This window comes from Pseudomonas sp. GM41(2012), from assembly GCF_000282315.2.
GTDB lineage: Bacteria > Pseudomonadota > Gammaproteobacteria > Pseudomonadales > Pseudomonadaceae > Aquipseudomonas.
Genome location: NZ_AKJN02000006.1, coordinates 1,348,123 through 1,370,577 on the forward strand (window position 1 = coordinate 1,348,123; position 22,455 = coordinate 1,370,577).

24 protein-coding genes are annotated in these 22,455 nt (G+C 57.4%); 8 read left to right on the forward strand and 16 right to left on the reverse strand.

The annotated features are described in order from the left end of the window. Nucleotides 1-191: 191 nt before the first annotated feature. The 6 genes from PMI27_RS19850 to PMI27_RS19825 all read left to right on the forward strand — a co-directional run bounded on the left by PMI27_RS19850 (nt 192) and on the right by PMI27_RS19825 (nt 6,695). Nucleotides 192-644 (forward strand): hypothetical protein, encoded by a 453-nt coding sequence (locus tag PMI27_RS19850; protein ID WP_008157107.1) that lies wholly within the window; start codon nt 192-194, stop codon nt 642-644. Nucleotides 645-842: 198 nt separating this feature from the next. Further along, entirely contained in the window at nt 843-1,913 is a 1,071-nt protein-coding gene (locus tag PMI27_RS19845) for an alkene reductase (protein WP_008157109.1), read from the forward strand. Between the two features lie 10 nt (nt 1,914-1,923). Further along, nucleotides 1,924-2,760: a pirin family protein gene (locus PMI27_RS19840; protein ID WP_008157110.1), complete on the forward strand. Its 837-nt coding sequence runs from the start codon at nt 1,924-1,926 to the stop codon at nt 2,758-2,760. A 48-nt stretch (nt 2,761-2,808) separates the two neighbouring features. Beyond that, entirely contained in the window at nt 2,809-3,999 is a 1,191-nt protein-coding gene (locus PMI27_RS19835) for an efflux RND transporter periplasmic adaptor subunit (RefSeq protein ID WP_008157112.1), read from the forward strand. A gap of 10 nt (nt 4,000-4,009) precedes the next feature. Continuing rightward, nucleotides 4,010-5,530, forward strand: a complete 1,521-nt coding sequence (locus PMI27_RS19830; RefSeq protein ID WP_008157114.1) for an MFS transporter — start codon at nt 4,010-4,012, stop codon at nt 5,528-5,530. Nucleotides 5,531-5,576: 46 nt separating this feature from the next. Further along, on the forward strand, nt 5,577-6,695 hold the full coding sequence (locus PMI27_RS19825; protein WP_008157116.1) for an FAD-dependent monooxygenase: 1,119 nt from the start codon (nt 5,577-5,579) through the stop codon (nt 6,693-6,695). 62 nt (nt 6,696-6,757) lie between these two features. Here PMI27_RS19825 and PMI27_RS19820 read toward each other — a convergent pair whose 3' ends face one another. The 6 genes from PMI27_RS19820 to PMI27_RS19795 form a co-directional block, all read right to left on the reverse strand. Then, the gene (locus tag PMI27_RS19820; protein ID WP_008157119.1) at nt 6,758-7,363 is read right to left on the reverse strand and encodes an isochorismatase family protein; all 606 of its coding nucleotides are present in this window, start codon (nt 7,361-7,363) and stop codon (nt 6,758-6,760) included. Nucleotides 7,364-7,388: 25 nt separating this feature from the next. Further along, nucleotides 7,389-8,123, reverse strand: a complete 735-nt coding sequence (locus tag PMI27_RS19815) for a pirin family protein (RefSeq protein WP_008157120.1) — start codon at nt 8,121-8,123, stop codon at nt 7,389-7,391. Nucleotides 8,124-8,155: 32 nt separating this feature from the next. Further along, the gene (locus tag PMI27_RS19810; RefSeq protein ID WP_008157121.1) at nt 8,156-9,100 is read right to left on the reverse strand and encodes an alpha/beta fold hydrolase; all 945 of its coding nucleotides are present in this window, start codon (nt 9,098-9,100) and stop codon (nt 8,156-8,158) included. Nucleotides 9,101-9,261: 161 nt separating this feature from the next. Then, complete coding sequence (locus PMI27_RS19805; protein ID WP_008157122.1) at nt 9,262-10,209, reverse strand: SphA family protein; 948 nt, start codon at nt 10,207-10,209, stop codon at nt 9,262-9,264. Between the two features lie 172 nt (nt 10,210-10,381). Beyond that, on the reverse strand, nt 10,382-11,146 hold the full coding sequence (locus PMI27_RS19800; protein WP_008157123.1) for an SDR family NAD(P)-dependent oxidoreductase: 765 nt from the start codon (nt 11,144-11,146) through the stop codon (nt 10,382-10,384). A 253-nt stretch (nt 11,147-11,399) separates the two neighbouring features. Then, nucleotides 11,400-12,296: a LysR family transcriptional regulator gene (locus PMI27_RS19795; protein WP_008049895.1), complete on the reverse strand. Its 897-nt coding sequence runs from the start codon at nt 12,294-12,296 to the stop codon at nt 11,400-11,402. A 103-nt stretch (nt 12,297-12,399) separates the two neighbouring features. On the opposite strand from PMI27_RS19795, the gene PMI27_RS19790 reads away from it, so the two are divergent. After that, nucleotides 12,400-13,761 (forward strand): MFS transporter, encoded by a 1,362-nt coding sequence (locus PMI27_RS19790; protein ID WP_008157125.1) that lies wholly within the window; start codon nt 12,400-12,402, stop codon nt 13,759-13,761. On the opposite strand, the gene PMI27_RS19785 is transcribed toward PMI27_RS19790, so the two are convergent. After that, the gene (locus tag PMI27_RS19785) at nt 13,724-14,599 is read right to left on the reverse strand and encodes a LysR family transcriptional regulator (protein ID WP_008157131.1); all 876 of its coding nucleotides are present in this window, start codon (nt 14,597-14,599) and stop codon (nt 13,724-13,726) included. The two genes, PMI27_RS19790 and PMI27_RS19785, sit on opposite strands and share 38 nt — an antisense overlap. A 180-nt stretch (nt 14,600-14,779) precedes the next feature. Here PMI27_RS19785 and PMI27_RS19780 point away from each other — a divergent pair, with 180 nt between their 5' ends. Continuing rightward, nucleotides 14,780-15,718, forward strand: coding sequence for a LysR family transcriptional regulator (locus PMI27_RS19780; RefSeq protein WP_008157133.1), 939 nt, complete (start codon nt 14,780-14,782; stop codon nt 15,716-15,718). 70 nt (nt 15,719-15,788) lie between these two features. On the opposite strand, the gene PMI27_RS19775 is transcribed toward PMI27_RS19780, so the two are convergent. The 9 genes from PMI27_RS19775 to dmpE form a co-directional block, all read right to left on the reverse strand. Beyond that, on the reverse strand, nt 15,789-16,697 hold the full coding sequence (locus PMI27_RS19775) for a LysR family transcriptional regulator (RefSeq protein WP_008157135.1): 909 nt from the start codon (nt 16,695-16,697) through the stop codon (nt 15,789-15,791). Between the two features lie 104 nt (nt 16,698-16,801). Continuing rightward, complete coding sequence (locus PMI27_RS19770) at nt 16,802-17,194, reverse strand: nuclear transport factor 2 family protein (protein ID WP_008157136.1); 393 nt, start codon at nt 17,192-17,194, stop codon at nt 16,802-16,804. 69 nt (nt 17,195-17,263) lie between these two features. Then, nucleotides 17,264-17,728 (reverse strand): SRPBCC family protein, encoded by a 465-nt coding sequence (locus PMI27_RS19765; RefSeq protein ID WP_008157137.1) that lies wholly within the window; start codon nt 17,726-17,728, stop codon nt 17,264-17,266. Between the two features lie 38 nt (nt 17,729-17,766). Continuing rightward, nucleotides 17,767-18,531 carry an SDR family NAD(P)-dependent oxidoreductase gene (locus PMI27_RS19760; RefSeq protein WP_008157138.1) on the reverse strand — a complete coding sequence of 255 codons (765 nt, stop codon included), beginning with the start codon at nt 18,529-18,531 and terminating at the stop codon, nt 17,767-17,769. Nucleotides 18,532-18,627: 96 nt separating this feature from the next. Next, complete coding sequence (gene dmpG / locus PMI27_RS19755) at nt 18,628-19,647, reverse strand: 4-hydroxy-2-oxovalerate aldolase (protein WP_008157140.1); 1,020 nt, start codon at nt 19,645-19,647, stop codon at nt 18,628-18,630. Between the two features lie 10 nt (nt 19,648-19,657). Beyond that, on the reverse strand, nt 19,658-20,596 hold the full coding sequence (locus PMI27_RS19750) for an acetaldehyde dehydrogenase (acetylating) (RefSeq protein ID WP_008157142.1): 939 nt from the start codon (nt 20,594-20,596) through the stop codon (nt 19,658-19,660). A gap of 36 nt (nt 20,597-20,632) precedes the next feature. Further along, the gene (locus tag PMI27_RS19745) at nt 20,633-20,833 is read right to left on the reverse strand and encodes a 2-hydroxymuconate tautomerase family protein (RefSeq protein ID WP_008157144.1); all 201 of its coding nucleotides are present in this window, start codon (nt 20,831-20,833) and stop codon (nt 20,633-20,635) included. A 16-nt stretch (nt 20,834-20,849) separates the two neighbouring features. Then, the gene (gene dmpH, locus PMI27_RS19740) at nt 20,850-21,653 is read right to left on the reverse strand and encodes a 2-oxo-3-hexenedioate decarboxylase (RefSeq protein WP_008157146.1); all 804 of its coding nucleotides are present in this window, start codon (nt 21,651-21,653) and stop codon (nt 20,850-20,852) included. 11 nt (nt 21,654-21,664) lie between these two features. Then, nucleotides 21,665-22,447: a 2-oxopent-4-enoate hydratase gene (dmpE, locus tag PMI27_RS19735; RefSeq protein WP_008157147.1), complete on the reverse strand. Its 783-nt coding sequence runs from the start codon at nt 22,445-22,447 to the stop codon at nt 21,665-21,667. Between the last annotated feature and the right edge of the window lie 8 nt (nt 22,448-22,455).

The window sequence follows — 22,455 nt, forward strand, 5'->3', positions numbered from 1 at the left end:
ACTGACTCTATTGGCTCACTCGGTAGAGACGATGCTAGGTGTTTACCCCTCCCTCAAACAGCGACCCACTGGACAAACACTGTTGCCAGATTCCGCATGAATGGAGAATTTCGAACAGGCAACGCCAGGAAGACGACGAATGAGCTATACCCGCTAATCTCCCATTGCAGTTCTTCACCAGGAGGTTGGCAATGAAGCGTAGAAACTCACTTGCAGCGCTAATGGTCACCGCAAGCCTTTTCGGCTGCACCACTTCATCAAACCATGGCGTGAGCGTTCCTTTGGTTGCCACCCGGCAGAACACCGGTCAGATCGGCAATGTAACGTTGGCAGACTGGGGCAAAGAAACCGGGCTCAGTTTCTTCATCAGTGGTGCGCCAAGCGGAGCGTCCCTGCCCTTGCGCCTCTTCACCTTCATCAATAAAGGCAGCTGCCAGCACCCCGGGCCAGTCGCTTACGCCATGAATGATCATGTCACCACCGAACGCCAGGCCATACGCGGCTGGGCGTTCTCAAGAAGCGCACCGGTCGCACTGCCGGTCCTGCTTTCCGGTGAGTACTCCATCGTCGTTCGAAGTGCACCGGACAGTGGCAACATCGATATTTTTTGTGGAGATATCAGGCAGAAAGGCCCGGGGAAATAGCTTCGGTTTGATCCGCCAGATTTGCGTGGCCGCAATTTGCTCCGCCCACCACCATGACATCCTCAGCGTCGATTCCGGGCGCCCGACCCCGCCTGTCAACATTGCTCCATCAGTGGATCAGTCATTTCAATTTAACCCGGTTTATCCCGGATTCGGATTGATCAATGATAGCTACATCGATTACTGAGGAGCACCGCAATGAATTCTCTTTTTTCCCAAGTCCAGATCAGTCGTTACACCCTGTCCAACCGCATGGTCATGGCCCCGATGACACGTTCGCGTTCCGACGAGGACGGCGTACCAAGCGAACTGGTTTCAACCTATTACGCACAACGTGCCAGCGCCGGCCTGATCATCAGTGAAGGTGTGTTCCCCGTGGCGATGGGCAAGGGCTATGTCCGCACGCCAGGCATCGAAACCGCCGAGCAGGTCGCCGCCTGGAAGCAAGTTACCGACGCCGTGCATGCTCGCGGCGGACGGATCTTCATGCAGTTGATGCACTGCGGTCGCATCTCGCACCCTTCGTTGTTGCCCAATGGCGCCCAGCCACAGGCGCCCTCCGCGATCAAACCCGCCGGCCAGACCTGGACCGCCACGGGCCTTGAGGATTTCGTCACCCCCCATGCACTGAGCGTGGTTGAAATTGCCGCGGTCATTGAGGGCTATCGCCAAGCGGCGCGCCTGGCCATCGAGGCCGGTTTCGACGGTGTCGAGGTTCACGCCGCGTCGGGGTATCTGCCTGAACAGTTTCTTTCCACGGGCAGTAATCAACGCACGGATGAGTACGGCGGATCGGTGGAAAACCGTGTTCGTTTTGTACTGGACGTGCTGGCTGCCATCTCGACAGAAATCAGTGGTGACCGGGTGGGTCTCAAGATCTCGCCTGAGATGAACTTCAACGACATCGTCGATGCCAATCCGCAAGAAACCTACACCTATTTGGTCGAACAGCTGCACGGGCTGAATCTGGCTTATCTGCACGTTGCCCTGTTTGGCGCCAGCGTCGACTACCACGCGTTGCTGCGTCCACTGTTCGACGGCAGCTACCTGATAGGTGGCGGGCTCGATCAGCGTTCCGCCGAATCCTTGATCGCTGAGGGTCGAGCCGATGCCGCCGTGTTTGGCAGCGCCTTCCTTGCCAACCCCGATCTGCCTGAACGCTTTCGTACAGGCGCTGAGCTTAATGCTCCAGACAAGAACACGTTCTACGCACCGGGCGCGCAAGGGTATATCGATTACCCGGCCATGAACCCGGCACAGAGCGCCTGAGGAGATTGCCATGACAACCGTCGCACGTTTGCAGCGCATGAATCACGGCAGTCAGTTCCGGGCCTTCAGCCTGCGTGGAAATCAGTTCGCCAAGCCTATCGACCCGTTTCTCGCGGTCGATCATGCCTGGATCAGCGGGCCGACGTTTCCACCGCACCCACATGCCGGTTTCTCAGCCGTGTCCTATCTGTTTCTTGATTCCGAGACCGGAATTGATAACCGCGACGCGCTGGGCAACCGCAACCTGATTAAACCCGGTGGGCTGCACTGGACGGCGGCGGGTAAAGGCGTGGTGCACGAGGAGGTGCCGGCCGAGCCGGGCAAGACGGTGCACATGCTGCAGATTTTCATCAACCTGCCGCAGGAGCGCCAAGCGGACGCTCCGTTTGCGCTCAGTCTCGAAGCGCAGGATGTGCCCGTGGTGCGTTTGCCAGGGGTCAAGGTGCGCGTGCCACTGGGCAGTTTCGCCGAGGTGTCGTCGCCGTTATCGGTGCCCACCGAAGTGACCGTGCTGGACATCTCGCTCGAGGACGGCGCTGAAGTCAGCTTCCCGATCCCCGAAGGTCACGTGGCGTTCGTGATGCCGATTGACGGCGAAGTGTGGGTCGACGGCCTCCCCTTCAATCTCATCGAGCTCACGCTACCGGTGAATCTTCCGCTGCGTGACGATCGCGCAGTCAGGTTGAGCGCCCCCAAGGGCAATGCCAAAGCCGTGCTGTTTTCTGGCGTCCCGTTGAATCAACCCGTGTATTGGCAAGGACCGCTGGCGCTCGCCTCTCAGCTTGCGCTGACCGAAGCCATTGATGGCTACCAGCGTGGTGCGTTCGGAAAGCTGCAACCTCGTTAACTCAATGTTGACCGAAAAACGCGCCTCCCCAGGCAGGTAAATGACGCTATGACGACAACTACGCCCTCCCCAGCCGCTACCACTCAACAGCGAACGTCGCACCGCCCCACATTGCTGCTGATCGTGGCCATCGTCCTTATGGTCGTTGCCTTGTGCGTTGCCTACCTGCTGAAACTGGATAGCGAATCCACCGACGATGCCTATGTCGACGGCAACGTTGTTCAGGTGACCTCCCAGGTCAGCGGTACCGTAACGGCAATCAGCGGCGACAACACCGATCATGTCGATACCAACGCGCCATTGGTCACATTGAACGCCGTCGATGCCGAGATCCAGTACGAGCGCGCCCAGTCGAACCTCGCTCGCGCAGTACGCCTGGCACGCACTGAGTACTACCAGGTCCAGCAACTCCTGGCCGAAGTCGAGCAGCGTCGAAACGACGTGCGCAAGGCTCGGGATGATTTGCGTCGGCGCAACCAACTCGGCGCCAGCGGTGCAGTTTCTCGTGAAGAGATCAGTCACACCGCCGACGTACTCAAAAACGCAATCGCAGGGCTTGATGGCACCCAACACGCCCTCTCCATTCGGCGTGCGATGGTCGACGACACCACACTTCGCACTCACCCGGATGTGCTGGTGGCGGCAAGCAACCTGCGTGATGCCTACATCGCCTTGCATCGCACCCAGATCTACTCACCGGTTGCAGGCGTGATCACCAAACGCAATGTGCAGGTCGGACAAAAAATCAGTCCGGGCATCGCGCTGATGTCGGTGGTGCCGGGTGATCAAGTCTGGGTCAATGCCAATTTCAAGGAATCGCAGATTGAAGACCTGCGTATTGGCCAACCCGTTGAGCTGCGCGCGGATGCCTACAGCCGCAGCGTCATATTCCACGGGACCATCATCGGCCTGGATGCCGGTACCGGCAGTGCTTTCTCCTTGATGCCGGCCCAGAACGCTACGGGCAACTGGATCAAGGTGACGCAACGGGTGCCGGTAAGGATCGCCTTGCGGCCGCAGGAAATAGCACAGAACCCCTTGCGACTGGGTTTGTCCATGCGGGTTTCAGTCGACACCTCCGATCGCAATGGCCCTGTCCTGAACAAGACCGGTGCACAGCAACCGGTTTACAGCACCGAGATTTTCAAGAACGAACTTCAGGACGCCAATGAAGTGGTGGAACGCGTGATCAGTGCCAATGAGGGCAGTGACCATGACCCCAAAAACCTGAAATTTTGACGGGGGGATCATGTACAGAAAACACGCTGCCTTGTTGTTCACTGTGGGCCTGCTCTGTGCGCTGGAATATTTGCAGGCGGGCATGATCGCTTTTGCCAATGCACCGATTCGCGGCGAAATCGAGGCCAGCCCTGAAGAATTCAGCCTGGTGGCCGCCCTGTATGCCTGTATCGCAGTGGTGGTGATTTCAAAACAGCATTGGTTGACGGAGCGCCTGGGCTGGCGCAATTTCATGCTCGGCTCAATCAGCGTATTCGTGCTGGGCGCTTTCGTGTGTGGCGTGAGCAGTGATTTGACCAGCTTCACCGTAGGCCGAGTCGTCATGGCCCTGGGTGGGGCCTCGTTCATGACGTCGGCACGCCTCATGATAAATCTGATTCCCCCTGGCCCGGGCCGGTTCACAGGAATCAAAGTATTTGCCACCGGGCTCGCTGGCGGGACGGCTGCGGCGCCTTTTATCTCGTCGTGGATGGTTGCCGAAAATACCTGGCACGCCATCTTCTGGATATTGATCGTCGGTGCCTTGGTTGCAGCAGCACTTTGCGTGCGTTTTCTGCCTACGAGCCCTATCCCCGAGGAGGACCGAACCCCCTCAAGCCTGGCAAGCATTCTGTTGTTGTCGCTCAGCAGTTTCTTTCTGCTCTACATTTTGCAGCGGTCCTACTACGACTTTTATAACGACACCTTCATCATCGTCGGTTGCGCACTCTTGGCCGCACTGGGGATGTACACCTTCTTCCACGCCGAACACAACAAGGCCAAGCCCTTCCTGAAGGTCAGGGACTTGATGCAGCCTCGTTACCTCCAGGGCGTGGCGCTGTTTTGCTACGCCTACGTTGTACTGGGCGCCAATAACTACATCTTGCCGTACTTCCTGCAAACAGGACTGGGCTACTCCTGGGACACCATCGGTACATTCCAGGCCATCGGACTGACCGGCACCCTGGCCACCTGGGTCATCATGGCCACTCTCCTTCCAAAGCACCCTGCCCCGAAGAAGTTCTTCATTCTGGGATTCATCGCGCTGGGTGGCTTTGGCTGGCTGCTGTCCTCGCTGACGCCCAGCGCCAATATGTGGTCGAACATTCTGCCGGCATTGATTCTCAATGGCTGCTTTGTGATGTTGGTGATGTCGACCGCGGCCATGCAGACCTTTCGGGATGTGATGCAAGAAGAGAAGCTGTTCGCGCATGCCTATCAGATCAAAAACATGATGGGACAGATCGCCATGGCGATTGGCACCACGGCCGCCACACTGTTTCTGCAATGGCGCACGACCATGCAATACAACAACCTCAACGTGCATTTCAGCGCCAGCGACCCTCTCTATCTGGAGCAGACTCAACAGCTGGCGCAAGCACTGTCATCCGAAGTGGGCGCCACGACAGCGAACCAAATCTCGGTGGCGATGCACGCACAAATGCTGCAGCAGCAATCGACCCTGGTCGCCAGCATGGAATACTTTTGGGTCGTGATCGGCGTGGCAGTGATCGCGCTGATCATTTCAGTCACGCAGAAGACCTTTAGATGAACCGGCATATTTTCACGAAGGTTGACGCTATGAGTGCTTACACGCGATGAACACCACACACCCGGAAATTATAATTGTCGGCGGATCCCTTGCCGGCCTCACGCTGGCGCTCGCGTGCGCGGCCAGGGGCGTGCCCGTTCGTGTCGTTGAGCGCTCCGTCGGGCGTGTACACGGTGGCGACAGCCTGAGCATCGATCTCGATGTGGTCGCGGCGACAGTTGGCCATGATCCGCGTGCTGCGCCCATTTTGCCCGTGGTCCGCGCCTATCGCGAACTGACGACCTGGCCGGCGCTTTACAGCTGGCTACGGGACCGGGCTGTCGCAACACCCCGCATCGTCCTCGAAGAAGGCAACGCCGTCACCTCGGTCACAGACCTTGGCGATCGGGCACAACTCTCCTTTGCCGACGGAACGCAGAGGGTTGCCGCTGCGGTGATCGGGGCGGACGGATATCGCAGCATTGTTCGCCAGACAATCACGCCCGACGCACCGCTTGCCCGCTACGCCGGTTATCTGGTGTGGCGTGGACTGGTCGAGGAGCGAGCGCTGACGCGTCCCGTCCCCTGGCCATCGGACGGCGGCCTATGGATTGAGTTCGTGGGCGGATATCGTCTGGTTGCTGCGGTACTTCCAGGTCGCGACGGCTCGATGGAGCCAGGTCAGCGTCAAGTCACATTCGCATGGTTCGATGTACATCAGGAGGCATTGCTCCGTCGCACTGGTTGCCTGACTGTCGATGGCCACATCGTGGGCACACTCGGACGCGGGACGATCGATGAAGACGTGAGGTCTGGCTTGGTCGCCCAGGTCCCTCAGGTCTGGCCTGAGATGTGGGCGGAGGCAGTGACTGTCGGCTTGCGCTCAGCGAATGTATTGAGCGGCGCTCCGATTGCCGAGTACAAGCCGCAGCGGTTGGCGCGTGGCGCACTGGCCATCATCGGGGATGCTGCCCACGTCGTTTCACCGATGACCGGGCGCGGTTTTTTGACTGGGGTGGAAGATGCGGCGGTGCTGGCCCGGATGCTCGCAGACCGAGGCGCAGACGAACCCATTGCCGCCGTGCTGGCCCGTTATGAAGCAGCACGATTACCCTTCGTCCGCGGGTTGGTTACCCATTCAAACCGGATCAGCGCCGAATATCTTCGTTATGCGGCAGTGAACTGATCTGAGAACTGTCGCGTTGCCCGAAGAGCCATGCGTTTCGAGCAACGTGACGGGATCGTGGTTTATTGGATGCCAGCACCCAAGGCCGGGAATACGTCGGTGAACAACAAGCCAATCAATTGCTGTCCATTAGGTGTGGACCAATCCTGCCCGATTTCTGCCATGAGCGTATTGGTGGCGGTGAGCACGACGCCGGCGTCGTGCATTCGTTGACGGGCGAATTCTTCGGAAAGATCGCTGGGCGAACCCGAAGCATCCAGCACGGCCTGCACGGCAAAGCCTTCGAGCGCAGCATCGATTGCCGGAAAGATAAGACAAACGTCGGTGGTCACACCGGCCATGATCAGATGCTTGCGCCCTGTGGCGAGCACTGCATCGTGGAAGTCGGCGTATTCCCAGGCGTTGACCACACCGGGACGCTTGATCCGTGCCGCGTGCGCTTCTGGGAGTATCGCGGCGATTTCCGGAAGAATCGGGCCCTGGGCTTGATCTTCCTGGCTGGACGTAATCACGACCGGCATGTTGAGGATCTTCGCCATCTTGGCCAGCGCAATCGACTGCTTGGCGGCAAACTCACGGTCGATGTTTTTGATCAGTTGCATCGTGCCGACCTGATGGTCGATCAGCAACAACGCGGCGTTCTCTGCGGTGAATCGTACGGCAGCCATAGTAGAAATCCTCGTTTCGTTGGGTTCAAACAAAGGGTAGCGGAGGTCCGCTGAACAGCACGACGTTGGCACTGCCCTGCGGGGCTCTTAACTTGACCTCGCGTGGAGCCTCTTGCGCCGGGAACACCGGAAGCTTGAGGTCCTCGCGATTGAAGCGCTGGGCCGCCACTTCCACCGTGCCTTCGATTGGCATGATGAACATGCAGTGGCCTGCGGCAATAGGCACACTCAGTTCGGCACCCTCCTCCAGAGAGATGTCGAGCATCGTTACCTCGGTCGGTGGACTCAGCGGGGAGCGCATCTCACGATAGCTCCCCAACGGCACCCGCACCTTGACACCTGGCTCCTGCATGACTGGCACATCCTGCGCTTCGAGTATCAGCGGGAACGGAGCGATGTCCCTGTTCGACGGAGCGAGAGCGACGAAGATCTGCAGTCCGTGAACCTTTTTGCCGGTTTCGACCGGTACCTCCTCGTGCACCACGCCACGGCCGGCGGTGGTCCAGTGCAGACCGCCCGGTTGAATCACATTCTGAGTGCCGATCGAGTCACGGTTGGCCATCCCTGTCTCGGAATCGGGAAGCAGGTAGGACACCGCCGAAATGCCGACATGCTGGTGTGGCGCAAAGGTCGGCGCATCCATCCAGTAGTGGTCGACCCCGATGAAGGGGGAGATCAACGCTGGTTCGGTGCGCAGACCGTAACCGTGGAAATGGCCGCCGAGGTTGGCGCGACTAAGCTGGGCGATAACAACAGACATGACGGCAGCCTCTGGCACTAGGGGTATCGTTCTCATCGTGCATAGGGTGCGAAAAACGCCTCAAACGCGGCCAGCAATGCCTCCGGGTGTTCTTCCGCCGGATAGTGACCGCAATCCGCAATGACCACGGATTCGACATTGGACGCGACCGTGCGCAACTCGACTTCGACGCTGTCGCCACAGGCAAGCGCACCCGAAAATGCCAACACCGGTAAGGTCAGGCGAGTTGCTTTGCGCGCTTGGTTCTGTGGGATCGACTGATCGATTGCACGGTAATAGTCAAAGCTGGCCCGCAGCGCTTGTGGATCGCGCTTGAGTTGTTCGATGTAGAAGTCGACCGCGTAACGGGGCACCGCCTCTGGCGAGCCTGCTTTGGTCGCGAACTGGTGACCGAAGTAGAGTTCTTCGCGACCACTGACCAGTTGCTCGTTGATGCCCAGCGCCCGATTGAAGTTGAAATGCCAGAGAAAATCACTGAGCCAGCGCTGCTCAGGCAGCAAAGGCGGAGAGTCCGATAAGCCTGGAATAAGCGCCTCGCCCAGCGCAATGCGCTCGACTCGGGCGGGTTGATCGTGTGCCATGGCATAACCGGTCCACATGCCGATGTCATGGCCGGCCATGGCGAAAGACTCATGCCCCAAGGCGTCCATTAGCGCAAACATGTCTTGGGACAAGGTCCTTGAGTCATAACCCTCCTGCGCTTTTTCCGAGAGCCCGACACCCCGCGGATCGACAGCGATCACGGTGAACGTGCGAGCCAGCGGCAGCATCAGGTAACGCCACGCAAACCAGTTTTGCGGCCAGCCCCCAAGCAGTAGCAACGGCTTGCCCTGCCCGCCAATGACGGCATGCAGTTTCACGCCGTTGGCCGCGATCTCGTAGCTTTCGAAGACGTCAGTAAAACCGGTTGGCAGCTTGGGTACGTCGTGCACGGAGCCGAAGCCGCTCAGCGTTTTGAAGTGTTCCTTTTGCTGCATCCCAAAGCCCGCCTGATTGATCTAATCACCAGACCATAAATGAGGCACCAGAGACTGACTAGACAGGAAAATCACCAAGGACTGTAGTGCTGATGCACCAATCACGGCGCAAGGGCCACGACTGGCGCCCCTGCTTCGCAGATGTGGCCAATAGACCAGGCTTAAAAACGCACGACCGCCTGGAGCCAGAGTCGCTCGCCGCGGGCCCGGTTTTCGACAAGCGTTTCATGCTGCCACTTCATCAGTACGCCAAATTCGGGGGTTTGATATTTCACAACAGGGCCATATGCAACGACTTGACCTCGATTGCCGTCCTCCCACACCGACTCACCGTGACGCTCATCATCGCTCACCTGCTTGTACAAATACCCACTGACCCCAACCTGCCAATTTTTATTCAAGCTGTAGCCAAGATGATAGTCAGCATTAATCTCGCGCCCCGACCGGTAATCAGTCGCACGATTCTTGTCGTTTATCATGTAGAGAATCTTGGCGCTTAGCTCCACCTCGTCTATCGGGTTCGCCGTGAAGGAGTACCACGGCGAGTAGGACCACACGTTGGTTCCCACATTGAACAGCCGATCCTTGTCATACGAAGCGGTGGGTGCATAAAAATCCACACCCAGCATCTGATGGAAACGTGGAGAACTCCAACCCAGAAACAGTGGAGTAAACGCCAGATCGGCGAAGCCTTCATCCTTGCCACTGTTGCGGACACGCCCTTGGGGCGTTTCTGTATAAAAACTCACCTGCCCCTTTATATAGGGCAAGGCTGCACGACTGGCCAGTGTTGCGCCCCATAAGGTGTAGTCGGAATAAACGTAGTCCAGGCATACCGCGAGTGACTGGTAACTGAGGTTGAAGTCCTCAATCCCGGCCATGCTGCGCCCATAGGCCCCCTTTAGTTCAGTCGACTCGTAAGCAGAACTGTAAAAAAAGGTGGTTAACCCTGGTGGTGGCATTCGCCCAGCCAATACGGTGTCAAGACCGAGTGGGTAAGCGGTTCCGTTATTTTCAGTAGCGTGAGTTTGGGCACACGTCAGCAGCATGGCCGCCGTGCAGAGCAAGGGAGAACGTTTGCTGAGCCGCAAAGTTTTTACGCGCAACATAAGGATGATCTCGTATGGATTATTATTTTGATTACGAAGATTCATGCGAACAAACAGAACAAACAGAACAACAGGGCCTGCCTCTAAGGGGTATTTATTATTTGCAAGGCAATAGAGCCCCTCCTTGTTTCAGGCAGACCAGTTGAATAATCAAACTTAATGTCAGGTAGAGTTACCAGGCAGTGGTACCACCATCGACCCGAATATCAGTACCCGTAATGAAAGAGCTTTCATCAGAGGCCAGGAATAAAGCAGTGGCCGCAACTTCTTCGGGCTTACCCAAACGCCCCAGCATCACTTTGCCCACCATAGTTTCAGCCCACTCGGGATCCTGCAGCAACGGGATTGTTTGCTTGGACTCAATCAACCCAGGGGAAATGCTGTTGGCGCGCAAGCCATGGACCCGGCCTTCCAGCGCCAGTTGGCGAGTCATGGAAAGCACGGCCCCTTTGGCCGCGCTGTGCGCGATTCCGGGGAGCATGCGGTAGGTCGACCATGCCGAAACCGACGCTGTGTTAATGATGGAAGCACCCGGGGACTTGATTAACTCCGGCCAGGCTGCACGCACGAGATGGAAAACCAGATTCAGTTCCTGATCGATTGTTCGATGCCAGTCCTCGTTTGATATCTGATCAATCCAACCAAAATAGGCCATCGCCGCATTATTGAATAACACATCGACGCGCCCGTATTCCGAAACCGCCAATTCAACTAACCGGGTGCAGTTGGCAGGGTCCGTCAAGTCACAATTGTTTAATGAAACCATCTCCCCACCCATGGACTTCACGGCATCAACCGTCTCCTGAGCCGCCTCATGATAGATGTCACACCCCACTACTTTGGCACCTTGCTGTGCGAACATTAACGCAGCCGCTCGCCCCATTGACCCGCCAGTGCCTGTAATAATGCAAACTTTACCCCGCAGACGATGACTCATAAGCACTCCGTTATTCTTGCTTGTTTTTATAAGAACAGATCTTGCAATAACACACCCGATCAGTCGCGGTGGTTAATGAGTTGCCGAACTGTAGGTAGACCACTACTTATTGACTAGGCACGGAAATCACCAAGGACTGTTGCTCTCAAGCAACAATCGCGGTGAGGGGGTCTAAAGGGAGAAGACAGGCGGGGTTGAAAAAATCAAGTTGCGGTTATATTCGGGTTCTTACCACTCCGGTTTGTCGGGCACGTCACCCATTGAATACCGACATGATCAATCGCCTTAGCCAGACACTTCTAGGCGCTTCGTGAAAGCGTGCATGCCAGTACTGCTTGAGGTCGTAGCGTGGAATGTCCACGGGAGGCTCGACCATTCGCACGTTCAGATTATGCGTGTACATGTTGGCAACGGTCCGGGGCAACACCACGATCAAATCAGAGCGTTCGATGATCGATGGCACACTCATGTAGTGAGACGTCTGCAGCACGATGTTGCGGTGGATACCTGCTTTGGTCAGGTGGGCTTCGAACATTTCCTGGCGTCGGCTGCCATCACGTACCTGCAGATGCTCCAGCCTGATGAAGTCCTCCAGGGACAGTTGCTCCCCCGCCAGCGGGTGATCGAGACGGATCAGACAGACCAGGTCATGAGAGAACAACCGCTGCTGATAGATGTTGGGGGTTGTGAGGTCGGGAAAATAGCCAAGCACCGCATCGACCCGGCCTTCATGCAGGTTCTCCACAAGCTCATCAGGTGCCAGACTGACAGTTCGAATGCGAGTATTCGGTGCCGCGCTGCGCAGGCTCTGGAATAGCGCAGGTAGAAAGACCACTTCACCCACTTCGCTCAGGCAAAAGACGAACTCCTGGTCGCTAGTAGCAGGGTCGAAGGTCGGGCCGCTGAGGATGTCCCGGTCGATTATTTCGATCACTTCGCGGGTGCGCTCAATGATGCCTTGCGCCCGTGGCGTCGCCTCCATCACGTTACCCGAGCGAATGAACAGTGGATCTCCCAGTGAGTGACGCAGGCGGGCCAGTGCAGCACTGGTTGCGGGTTGGCTCATGCCTAGCCGCTTCGCTGCCGCGGTGACATTGCCGGTTTCATAAACGGCTAGCAGGACGCGGAGCAAGTTGAGGTCGGTGCGCATAGGTATAACAAAACCAGATAGTTTGAATAATTAGAATTGGCTTCCTTTATTTAAAGCGCTTGGCGACGATCACGTCCAGATAAAAAAAATAAAAGGTAGCCGCATGAACCCTGACAACGCCCGAATTGGCGAGATCATCGACAGCGCGAAGATCTCGCCGTACCAGATCGTTATCCTTGCCCTGTGCTTCCTCATCGTCCTGGTGGATGGTTTCGATACCGCAGCCATTGGTTACATTGCCCCGTCGCTGCGCGAAGAATGGGGTCTGTTGCCTGCCCAGTTGTCACCGGTTTTCGGGACTGGATTATTCGGCCTGATGGTCGGTAGCCTGATCCTGGGCCCGATCGCCGATGCCATCGGGCGCAAAAGCGTTTTACTGATTTCAGTGCTGGTGTTTGGTCTCGCCACACTGGCCAGCGCCTATACCCAATCGATCGAGTCGCTGACGTTTCTGCGTTTCATCACCGGCATCGGCCTGGGTGGTGCGATGCCGGCGTGCATTGCCTTGAGCGCCGAATACTCCCCCGCCCGCCGGCGCATGATCATGGTGACCTTGAGTTGGAGTGGCTTCACCGCTGGCCTGGCCTTGGGCGGCATGCTCGCCGCGCACATGATTCCTGCACTCGGCTGGCGTTCTGTGCTGGTACTGGGTGGCGTCATGCCGCTGGCGCTACTGCCACTGTTGGCTTGGTTAATGCCCGAGTCAGTTCGGTTCATGGTGTCCTCGGGCAAGCACGCCGACGCCTTGCGCCGGGTGGTCGAACGCATCACCCGAAAAAGCTGGAGCGGTGTAACGATCCTCGATGACGAACGCCCGGCCCACGTCAGGTCGCCGATCTCTCATTTGTTCATCGACGGTCGGTTGGTCCGCACACTGCTGCTGTGGGTGACCTTCTTCTGCTCGCTCTTTGTGTTTTATCTGCTGACCAGTTGGCTGCCTACCCTGCTCAAAGAGGCCGGCTACGATATCGCTTACGCTTCGCGTATTGGCGCCATGGTGCCGCTGGGCGGTACCGTCGGCGCCATTCTCATGGCCCTGCTGATGGATCGCGTCGGTCCCTACCCTGTGCTGACCCTCTCGTACTCGGTGACGGCTGTGGTCATTGCTGTCACGGGCTATCTGATGGGTGATCCCTATCAGCTGGCCGCCATGGTATTTCTCATCGGATTCGGTGTAGCCGGTGCTCAAAACGGACTCAACCTGGTGTCAGCCACCTTGTACCCCACCGCCGCCCGGGTGACCGGGGTGAGTTGGGCAATGGCCGTTGGCCGCTGCGGTTCAATTGTCGGCTCGATGCTGGGCGCCTGGTTTATTTCCACCGCGGGCACATCACAGGTCTTCTTCCATTGGTTGGCGCTTCCTGTGCTGATCGGCGCGACAGCAATAGGTGGCCTTTATTGGCTCAGCACTCGCCGGACTCAGCCAGTCAAGCGTGCTCAAGGTGCTCACGCAGAAACTCAATGAAACGTTGAGTTTTTGCGGGCAAAAGGCGGGTTTCAGTGAGGGCATACACCGGGATCGGATTGGCTTGCCATTGGGGCAGTACCGGTTGCAGCAAGCCAGTGCGCAGATCGTCCGCGGCAATGCCTTCAGGCAGCAGCGCTATCCCCAGATCCAGTGTCGCCAATCGCCGAAGCATCCCGACGCTATTGAGTTGAAACCGTCCACCCACCTCGATTTCCACCACTTTGCCTGCGTGGGAGAGCTGCCACTTGCCAGCCTTTCGCAGTCGCAGGCATTCGTGGTTTATCAGCTCAGACGGATTGCGGGGCGCTCCATTGAGTTCCAGATAACGAGGCGAGGCGTACAAACGACGAGAGAGGCTCGCCAGCTTGCGTGCAATCAAATTCGAATCTGCCGGTTCGCCCATGCGAATAACCACATCGACGGGTTCGCTGACCAGGTCGACCTGGCGCGGCGTGAGGTCGAATTCAAAGCTGATGCCGGGGTACCGTCGGGCGAACTCGGCGATGAGGGGCGCCAGGTAAATGTTGGCGAAATCCACCGGCAATGACGCGCGCAAAAGGCCGCTTGGATGCGCGAGCATTTCACCCAGCTGCTCGTGCGCCAGCCGCGCCTCGTCAACGATTCGCTTGCAGCGGTCAAAGTACAACTGCCCTGCTTCGGTCAATTCGATCTTGCGCGTGGTGCGATTTAACAGCCGCAAGCCAATGGCCTTTTCAAGCCCGCTGATGCGTCGTGACAAGGTCGAATTGGGCATCGCCATCGCTTCTGCTGCCCTGCGAAAGCTGTGGGCTTTGACGACCTCGACGAACAGCGCCATGTCGTTCAGAAGTTCCATGTTGATTGCTCCATCAGTGGATCAGTCATTTCAATTGTAGCCAGTTTATCCCGCATCCACTTTGATCAATGATAGCCACGTCAGCCTTCGAAGCCATTCCACACGCCTCGAACCCAATCAGTACAGCGCCAGGTTCCGTTGACGATTGTTCAACAGTGCCCCGCAGGAGAGCGTCACTGCATGAAAGACCTTAATGACCTTTATTACTTTGTACTGGTGGTCAAACATGGAGGTTTCTCGGCAGCGGCACGGGCAACGGGCATTGAAAAAACGTTGCTCAGTCGTCATATCGCGGATCTTGAATTGCGAATGGGGGCCAGGCTGTTACATCGCACAACGCGCCAGGTTTCGCTGACCGAAGCCGGCCATCATTTCTTTACGCTCAGCCAACCCGTTGTCGAGGGTGCGCATACCGCCTATGAAAGCGTGGAGCATCTTCGACGGGAACCCGTCGGGTTGGTACGGTTGAGCTGTCCTCAGGTGATGGCGCAGAGTTATTTAGCTCCCCTGCTGCCTGGGTACATGGAAAAGTATCCGAAGGTGCGGCTTGAGTTGAATGCTGTAGATCGAGAGGTCGACCTCTTTGAAGAGCGCTTTGACGTGGCCTTGCGATCGCGTGCCCGAATTGAAGAAACAGCCGGGTTGGTCGCAAAGGAATTAGGGGCAACCAGGCAGATTCTGGTCGCTAGCCCGCGCTTTCTCGATCGTGTCGGGCGACCTGCCACGATCCAGGCCCTGTCGGACATCGAGACGCTTTCTCGTCCTGGTGACATCCATGACGGCGTCGGCCGATGGTTCCTCAGCAGTTCGTCAGGTGAGGAGCTGCTGGTCAGCCATCAGCCGCGTCTCATCTTCGATGATCTACGCATGCAACTGGAGGCCGCCGTCAATGGACTGGGCGTCGCGTTGTTGCCGGAACCCATAGCTGCAGCCTCTGTTCGCGCGAAGGCCCTGGAAGTCGTTATCCCCTCCTGGACCGGTGCAACGCATATCATCCATCTGCTCTACCCCAAACCGAAAGGGATGTTGCCATCCGTTCGCAGCTTGATCGATTACCTGAGCCTCCATTTACCCCAAAGCATCCAGGAACGAAGCATCACCATTGAGCGAGTCGCTTGATAAAGGGACAAGCGCCCCGCGCGTTCATGTTTTGAGGTCAGGGACGATGGCTGCGGCTTGTTGAGAACGACTATTGCCAGGCTGATTGTTGGCTGCGCAGTACCTGACCGACCATTTCTCTCAACCACTTGTTCTGAGGGTCTCGGTGAAATCGGTCATGCCAGTACAGATCAATCTCGAACGAGGGTATTTGCAGCGGCAGAGGGTGTATGGCGAGAGGATAAAAGCGCGCCAGGGTTTTACCCAGGGAAATGGGCAGCGTCCATATCATGTCGGTATCCAACAGCAAGTGCGGACCAGACAAGAACTGAGGCGTGCGCATTTTAATGCAGTCTCTACCGCCGGCATCGACCAAGGCACGCTCCAGTGCCAGGTGACCGCTACCACCGGACTCAACCAACAAATGCTCACTGGTGACAAACGCTTCAAGACTCAAGCCGCGTTTTGCCAAGGGGTGGTCTTTGCGCATGGCGCAGACATAGTGCTGAGAAAAAACCGGCGTACGGTGAATGTCAGTCTGAAGGGCCGGCATAAAGCCGAGCGCCAGGTCTATTCTGCCAGTGGACAGGCCATTGAGCGTCTCATCCATCCCACCCAAGACGGTGTGTATCCGCGCTTGAGGTGCAACCCTGGACAATTCGCTCAAGATGGGTGGCAAACAAACGACCTCGCCAATGTCGCGCATTCTAAAGACGAATGATTTTTCGCAATTTTTCGGATCAAACACCGGCATTTGGCTTCCTGCCTCCCTGACCATCGCAAGGGAGGCCAACAGTCGCGGCGCGATATGGACACAAAACGGCGTCGGCTCCATTCGCCGACCGACCAGCGTAAACAACCTGTCTCCATAGTCGTTTCGCAACCGCTTGAGCGAACCGCTGACCGCTGCCTGGGTAACCCCCAGATTCTGCGCCGCAATTGAAGCCGAGTGGTCTCGCCACAACGCCTCAAAGGTATAGAGCAGATTTAAATCCTTCATCACAACGCCTTGACTGATAGTCGCAAATCAAAACACTGCACTTGCCAGCAAAGCGTCGTGGGCTTCGACTGGCAAGTGCAGTTCAACCGGCACTCATTGAGTGGTTATGCAGACGCCTGGATAACATTACCAGCAGGTGCGCTGCTGTACAGGGGTGAAAGATCAATGTGAATTCGATAATCATCAATCAATCGGGAAGCATTGAAATGAACGACGACACAGCAGGGAACATTAACAATCGTGCCGTCATGCTTCGTGTAATACGTATCAAAACGCATTATTGTCGTGTCGCCCTCGCGCCACACGCCTTGAAGAATGTGTTCCATCGAGGATATTTGGGTGAAAAATGACTCAATCGCCTCTTTGACGACCTCTTTCCCCGCTATTTCCGGGGAATTGCCAAACCGAAACACCACGTCATCGGTCAGATAACTCAAAAAACCTTCGACCGACAACCGATCGACACTTTCAAACATACCTGTCAATTCATGGTTCATGGCGCACGCCTCATTTCTTGTTTTTATTTTCTTTGGTTTAAGCTTTGGTTTTGCTTGTTGCACTGAAATCTATGCAGATTTACTGACCTTGTTACGGATGGTTTGCAGCGTGCTTCTCACCGCATCCAGATAGGACTTTTGCATGCCGTTGGCAAACTCGAGTTCTTTTTCGCTACCGGCCGGGACACCTGGCAGAGAAAAATCAAAGGCAAAACGCAAGTACAGTTCGCCGTTCTCTTCCTCGATTACGTTTTTAATGATCCCCCGAGCATTCCCGGAGAGGCGCACGAAATCAACTTGTTGCTCTGTCGTAAGGATCACCAGTTCCTGCAAGCGTTCGCCGTGCAAGACCACTTCACGAATGAAGCGATCGCCCTGGTCCTCGACAATGTTGCACTCGGTGATTGCCGAGACGTAAGGCACGGCGTTGCGCGCCTTGCTCACCAGCCCTTCCCACACCTGGCTTCGATTCAGGCTCACGCCGTTTGCTTCTGATTGCGCATTAACCTGAATGCGGCGACTGATATTAATCATGGAGAACTCCGTTTGATTAGAATTTCAAAACAGCAGGCTTAGACGGTCAAGTACCCGCCATCGACAGCTAACGCTGTACCGGTCACAAAACTGGCGTCATCCGACAGCAACCACAGCGCAGCCTTGGCAATCTCTTCCGGTTGCCCGAGGCGACCGATGGGATGGCGTTCACGTAGCGCGGCAAATTGCTTCGCAAAGTTCGGCTCTTGACTGGCACGCACGATCATCGGTGTTTCGATAACACCCGGCATAATGGCGTTGACCCGAATATTGAGAGTGCCATAGTCAACCGCAGCCGCTTTGGTCAAGCCGATCACACCGTGTTTTGCCGCCACATAATCCGCTGCGGCTGCGATGGCCACGGACCCTAGCGACGAGGCCGTGTTTACAATGGCACCGCCGCCACTGTTTAACATGGCGCGGATCTGATACTTCATGCAGTAGAAAACACCCGTCAAATCGATGCGAATAATTCGCTCCCACGCGGCGGATGAAATTTCATGCAGAGGTAAATTGCTTTGTTCAACTCCGGCATTATTAAACGCGCCATGAAGTTGTCCAAATCGCGTCACCACTTCATCAACGGCTGAAGCGACAGCTTCTTCATTTGTGATATCACAAACAATTGAATGAACCTTGCCTCCCGCCGCCGTAACGACGCTGGCAGTTTCTTCCAGACCTGAGGCATCACGATCCACTAAAACAACGCGTGCACCCGCCTTCGCAAATGCCAATGCGGAAGCACGGCCGATACCGCCTGAGGCGCCCGTAATAATAATATTCCGGTCGTTAAGATCGCTCATGGACACACTCTCTTTTGTGTTTCAGCCACTCTATTTATAGGCACTGCAACGGACAATCCCGTAAAAACACCAAAGACTGGTGCATGTATCCACCAATCAACGGCGTGTCAGGTCCAGCGCCACATCGACAATCATGTCCTCTTGCCCGCCGACCATTTTTCGCCGTCCCAATTCGACCAGGATGTCTACGGTACGCAATCCGTAGCGCTGGGCCGCCGCTTCGGCATGGCGAAGAAAGCTGGAATAAACGCCTGCATAACCCAGCGCCAGCGTCTCGCGATCAACCCGTACCGGTCGGTCCTGAAGGGGGCGGACGATGTCATCGGCGGCATCCATCAAGGTGTAGAGATCAGTGCCATGGTTCCAGCCCAATCGCTCGGCCGCGGCGATGAACACCTCCAGCGGCGCGTTGCCTGCACCGGCGCCCATTCCAGCCAGGCTGGCATCGACACGATCACAGCCCTCTTCCACCGCGGCGATGGAGTTAGCCACCCCCAGGCTCAGGTTGTGGTGGGCGTGCATGCCGGTTTCGGTTTCCGGTTTGAGCACCGCTTTGAACGCACGGAAACGCTCGCGCACATCCTGCATGTTCATCGCCCCGCCGGAGTCAGCCATGTACACGCACGTCGCGCCGTAGCTTTCCATCAGCTTGGCCTGCGCGGCCAACTGCTCGGCCGGGATCATGTGGCTCATCATCAGGAAGCCAACGGTGTCCATGCCCAGCTCGCGGGCGTACTCGATGTGCTGTTTCGACACATCCGCTTCGGTGCAATGGGTGGCGATGCGCACCACCCGGGCACCAGCGTTGTAGGCCGCTTTCAAGTCATGCACCGTGCCGATGCCAGGCAACAACAAGGTCGTGATTTTGGCGTGACTGATGACATCGGCGGCGGCCTCGATCCACTCAAGGTCGGTGTGCGAAGCGAAGCCATAGTTGAAGCTTGAACCTTGCAGACCATCACCATGGGCGACTTCGATCGAGTCGACTTTGGCCTTGTCCAGGGCACGGGCAATGTCCTGCACATTCTGGATCGAATACTGATGGCGAACGGCATGGCTGCCGTCGCGCAGGGTCACGTCGGAAATGTAGAGTTTTTTGCCGGGATTAAAAGTCATGTCGGTCTCCTCAGGCGTTCAGCATCGACTGCGCCATGCGCTCGGCGGTGGCCAAGGCAGCGGAGGTCATAATGTCGAGATTGCCGGCGTAGGCTGGCAGGTAATGGGCAGCACCTTCGACTTCGAGGAACACCGAAGTCTTGAGGCCAGAGAATTTGCCGAGGCCCGGAATATTCAGCGGCGCGTCTTCAGGGATCACGTCGAACTGGACTTTTTGCTTCAGGCGATAGCCCGGCACATAAACCTGTACGGCGGCAGCCATCTCGACGATAGAGGCTTCGACCAGCGCTTGATCGGCGGCTTCGGACAGCACAAACACCGTGTCGCGCATCATCAACGGCGGTTCGGCCGGATTCATCACGATGATCGCCTTGCCCTTGGCAGCGCCGCCGATCACTTCGATGGCCTTGGAGGTGGTTTCAGTGAATTCGTCGATGTTGGCGCGGGTGCCAGGGCCAGCGGATTTGCTGGCGATCGAGGCGACGATTTCGGCGTAGTGCACCTTGGCCACTCGCGATACCGCCGCGACCATCGGGATGGTCGCCTGGCCACCGCAGGTGACCATGTTGACGTTGAGTTGGCCGAGATTCTGCTCCAGATTGACCACCGGCACGCAGTACGGGCCGATGGCCGCGGGCGTCAGGTCGATCAGGCGAATGCCCGGTTTGATCGAGCGCAGGAAGGCGTCGTTCTTCACATGCGCGCCGGCCGAGGTGGCATCGAAGACGAATTCGATGTCCTTGAAGACGTCCATGCGGGTCAGGCCTTCAACGCCTTCATGGGTCACGGCCACTCCCATGCGTTCGGCGCGGGCCAGACCGTCGGAAGCCGGATCGATACCGACCATCGCGGCCATTTTCAGGTGCTTGCCGTGACGCAAAATCTTGATCATCAGGTCAGTGCCGATATTGCCCGAGCCGATGATGGCGACGCTGATTGGATTGCTCATTGTTATTGTGTCCTGTCGTTGCACACAGCCTGGGGATCAGGCGTTACCGCGCCGGCGTTCGGCAAGGGTCTTGCCACCTGCGGCCCACTGGGTTTCGGGAATCTCTTGGAGCAGCACGCGTACGCTTTCTACGGGCACATCGAGGCTTTGCGCGATGGCCTGGGTGACGTTGACCAACAGTGCATGCTTCTTCTCTTCACTGCGGCCCTCGGCGAGGTGGATCATGGCGATAGGCATGGTCGATAGCTCCGGATCAACGCTGGCTGGACGAGGTGAAGCGCATGGAGACGCTGCCCAAATGCTGGTAGCGCACGGTGATGTTGTCCCCGGCAGCAACGGCAATGGCCTCGGTGATGCCACCGGTCATGATGAAACAGCCAGCCGGCAGTTCACGCCCCTTGGCACCGAGCATGTTGGCCAGCATGGCGACGCTCTGCGCCGGGTGCCCAAGCACCGCGGCGCCGGCACCGGTCGCGACCACTTCGCCGTTCTTCTCCAGCACCACGCCGAGGCATTTGAGGTCGATGCCCTGCACGCCGCACATTTGTCCGCCAGTGACGAAGCGTGCCGAAGAGGTGTTGTCGGCAATCACGCTCTTGAGATCGAAGCGAAAGTTCTCGTAGCGAGAGTCGATCACTTCGACCGCCGGCAGGATGAAATCGGTGGCCGCCAATACGTCGCCCACATGGATGCCTGGGCCCTTGAGCGGATACTTGAGGACGAAGGCGATCTCGGCCTCGACTTTGGGATGGATCAACCCGTCGACATCGATAGCCGAGCCGTCCAGGCAAGAACCGTAGTCCGTGAGGAAGCCGTGGATCGGGTCAGTGACCCCCATTTGCTTCATCTTCGCGAAAGAAGTCAGGCCCATTTTCAGGCCGGCAATTCGTACCCCGCGGGACTCCTTGCGCTGGCGAATGGCGTCCTGAATCGCATAGGCGTCTTCCCAGTCCATGTCCGGGTGGGCGTCGGTGATCTTGGCCACCGGCTCACGGTTGAGCTCGGCGTTTTCCAGGTGTTCAGCCAGTTGGGCGATAGTTGCTGCAGAGAGATTCATAAGGGTTTCCTTCAAACAAAACGAACGGAGGCCGAGCCGATACCGCCCAGGCTGATGCGCAATTGATCACCGGCCTTGACCGGCACCATGGCGGCTAGCGAACCGGAGAGAATGACTTCGCCCTTGTTCAGGCCGATGCCCAGTTGGCCGAGTTTGTTGGCCAGCCAGGCCACGGCATTCGCCGGATGGCCGAGGGCTGCGGCGCCCGCGCCGGTCGCGACCACTTCACCATTCTTTTCCAGGGTCATGCCGACACAGGCCAGGTCGACGTCACGCGGGGCCACGCCCTGCCCGCCCAGGACGAAAGCCCCGGCGGAGGCGTTGTCGGCAACGGTGTCCTGGATACGGATTTTCCAGTCACGAATGCGCGAATCGACAATCTCGAAGCACGGCATCACATAGGCCGTGGCCCGCAACACATCAGCCACGGTGATGCCGGGGCCGCGCAGATCTTCCTTGAGCACGAAAGCGATCTCGCCTTCGGCCTTGGGTGCGATCAAGCCGTCGATGGCGATAGCGGCGCCGTCGGCATAGAGCATGTCCGAGAGCAGATGACCGAAGTCCGGTTGATCGACGCCGAGCATGTCCATCACCACTTTGCTGGTGACGCCGATCTTTTTGCCAATGACCTTTTGGCCGTCATCAAGGCGTCGCTGGATCATCGCCAGCTGTACCTGATAGGCCTGCTCCAGGGTCATGTCCGGATAGGTGTCGGTCAACGGCGCCACAGCCTGGCGGTTGCTGAGGGCCTGATGCAGTTGCTGGCCGAGAACGTGGATCTCTTGCTTATTCATGAATGGCT